This window comes from Paraburkholderia sp. SARCC-3016 (assembly GCF_031119615.1).
GTDB lineage: Bacteria > Pseudomonadota > Gammaproteobacteria > Burkholderiales > Burkholderiaceae > Paraburkholderia.
This window is the reverse complement of record NZ_JAVHZD010000083.1, coordinates 1-2,595: the sequence shown is the minus strand read 5'-3', so window position 1 is coordinate 2,595 and position 2,595 is coordinate 1. Positions and strand designations below refer to the sequence as shown.

Annotated in this window: 2 protein-coding genes and 1 pseudogene; all 3 read left to right on the top strand. The window is 58.6% G+C overall.

Annotated features, from left to right (window positions below; all coding sequences use genetic code 11):
* Positions 1-154 (top strand): annotated as a pseudogene (locus QYH69_RS35720) (3-isopropylmalate dehydratase small subunit); the annotation flags it as partial.
* Between the two features lie 120 nt (positions 155-274).
* Complete coding sequence (locus QYH69_RS35715) at positions 275-1,588, top strand: MFS transporter (protein ID WP_308836317.1); 1,314 nt, start codon at positions 275-277, stop codon at positions 1,586-1,588.
* Between the two features lie 429 nt (positions 1,589-2,017).
* On the top strand, positions 2,018-2,595 hold a 578-nt coding region (locus QYH69_RS35710), incomplete at its 3' end, for an L-lactate permease (RefSeq protein WP_308836316.1).

The window sequence follows — 2,595 nt, the reverse complement described above, 5'->3', positions numbered from 1 at the left end:
ATACAGGTTCGACGTCGACGCGTTCCGCAAGTATTGCCTGCTGAACGGCTTCGACGATATCGGCCTCACGCTGCGCCGGTCAGACAAGATCCGCCAGTTCGAAGCGGAACGGCTCGCGAAGCAGCCTTGGCTAAACAGCCGGTTGATGCGCTAAACCACTCGCATTGTGCAATGCCGGCTGCCCGGCCGGCTTCGAACCCGATCCGACAGCTGGCCAAGGGTACGCGAGACTGCTCGGCGGCGATGCAATGGGCCGCACATTGGAGACAGGCAGATGGGCTTGAACACGACGGTACCTGCAAAAGACATGGCAAAGAAGCGCTGGTTCATCATCCTGCCGGCGGTCTTCGTGATGTACATGATCTCGTTTTTCGACCGGGTCAATGTCGGCATGGCGCTGCCGTACATCGCAAAGGAATTCGCGCTAAGCCCTGTGCAAGCAGGCTGGGTTGGAGGCTCTTTCGCGTGGGGTTATATCGTGACGCAGATGCTGGCCGGGTATCTTGCGCTCCGGCTTGGTCCGCGACGGCTGATTGGATTCTGTCTGATCCTGTTCGGGACCTTCGCGATGCTCACAGGCCTTGCCCGCAATTTTGGAGAACTGCTTGCGATCCGCTTCGTTCTCGGGCTGGCGGAAGGTCCGATCTACGCGGCGTCATCGATGCTGCTGACGCAGTGGTTTATCAAATCGGAACGGGGACGCGCTTTCGGTATCTCGAACCTGAGCGTGGCTGCCGGCGGATTTTTGGCAGGACCGATTTCTGCCGCGGTGCTCGCCCATCATGACTGGCGCGTCATGATGATTGTCGAGGGGTTGCCCGCGTGGATATTTTGTCTGGTGTGGTTCTATGCGATCCCACGGCGGCTCGATGCTGCGCGCTGGTTGTCGAATGCCGATCGCGAAGCGATCGAACATCACATCGCCGAAGAGCAGGCTGCGCACAAGGACAAGAACGCCGACTCCTGGCTGACGATTTTCAAGGAACCGTTTGTCTGGATGCTGGTGATCGGTTTCGCGTGCAGCCAGATCATCCTGTACGGGCTGACGCTATGGCTTCCGACCATATTCAAGACGACCGATCAGATGAGCGGCATGATGGTCGGTGTACTGTCGGGCGCGCCTTTTGTTATGTCGATGCTTGGCATCTACTACATCACGAACCGCTCGGACAAGCGTAATCAGGAGCGCCGCTGGCACGCTGCCATTCCGATGCTCGTCTCAGGTGCGCTGCTGATCTGTCTCGCGCTCAGCCCGGTTCGTTTTCTATACCTGCAAATCGGCTTGATTCTGGCCGTCGGATTCATGTTGAAGATGCCGACGCCGCTTATCTCGTCTCACTTGACCGAGATTCTGCCGCTTAGGAAAGCGGTGCCGGCCGTCGGGGTCGTGATTGGCGGCGGAAGCTTTCTTGGTCAGTTGCTCGGCCCATTGCTGGTGGGATACGCAAAATCGATCTCGACAAGCTTCGGTCCTTCGTTTATCGCGCTCGGCGTGGCGGGCATTTGCGGCGGACTGGTTCTGCTCGCCGCTCGCAGTAGCGGAAAACCGGAGCCCTCGTTCTCGCCAGCTGAATTTGCAGAAGAGTAAGGGCCTCGAGGGAGCCTGCCGCGCAGTACTGCGCGGCAGTGTTTTGCTGCTTCGCACACAGCAAAAAGGGCGCTTCTTGCCGAGTTGCGGCGTTAGCCGGTGCTGCATGGTCTGCTGGAACTCAGTTGCGCCCACATCATGCAGGCGCCCGTCTTCTCGCCCAGTCGAATCTGTTCGCATCGATGTGCGATTGGGATCCGATGCGCTAGCACGAACTCCATCCAATCGGCATTGCGCAGCCCGTCTGCGTCTGCTGATAGCTGCGCAAACTGCAGCAAAACTTGACCTCGACGATGCACCCCGCTATACATCTTGGATGTAAGGCGAGCGTCGGTAATTAGAAAGCATGCGAGGCTCGGCCGAATGACCGCCTTACGCGGGAAAAGTGCACGGTAGTCCCTAATCCTAAGACAAGAAAGAGGAAGGACCATGTACCACCAAACCTATAACCCGTTCGGCAATGCGCTTCTTTCGACGATCGCCGCTGCCATTCCAATCCTGACGCTGCTCTATTTCATCGCATTGCACCGGCATCGCGATTCGCAGGGCAATGTGCACCTCGGCATCTCCGCGCCGTACGCGGCCTTCTTCGGCGTCATCGCTGCGTTCGTCATCTCATGTCTCGTGTTCCGGATGCCGTTGGTATCGGCCGTCTCGGCGTTTGCACTCGGCACCCTGTCGGGGTTTCTGGGCATCATCTGGATCGTGCTGGCCGCGATGTTCCTCTATACGATGAGCGTCGTGAGCGGCAAGTTCGAGATCGTGAAAGAGTCCATCGTTCATATCTCGTTCGACCGGCGCTTGCAGTGCGTGCTGATCGCGTTCTCGTTCGGCGCGATTATCGAAGGCACGTCGGGGTTCGGGACGCCGGTCGCGATCGCCGGGGCCGTGATGGTCGGCCTCGGCTTCAGGCCTTTCCAGGCTGCGGTGCTAAGTCGGAGGCCAAGCGGTCTTAGGAAGACAAAACATTCTACCAACTCCTTGGCTCACAGAACGACATGGCTACG

Excerpts from the sequence above, each read along its gene's own strand:
- QYH69_RS35715 (WP_308836317.1), top strand. The coding sequence starts at position 275 with ATGGGCTTGAACACGACGGTACCTGCAAAAGACATGGCAAAGAAGCGC.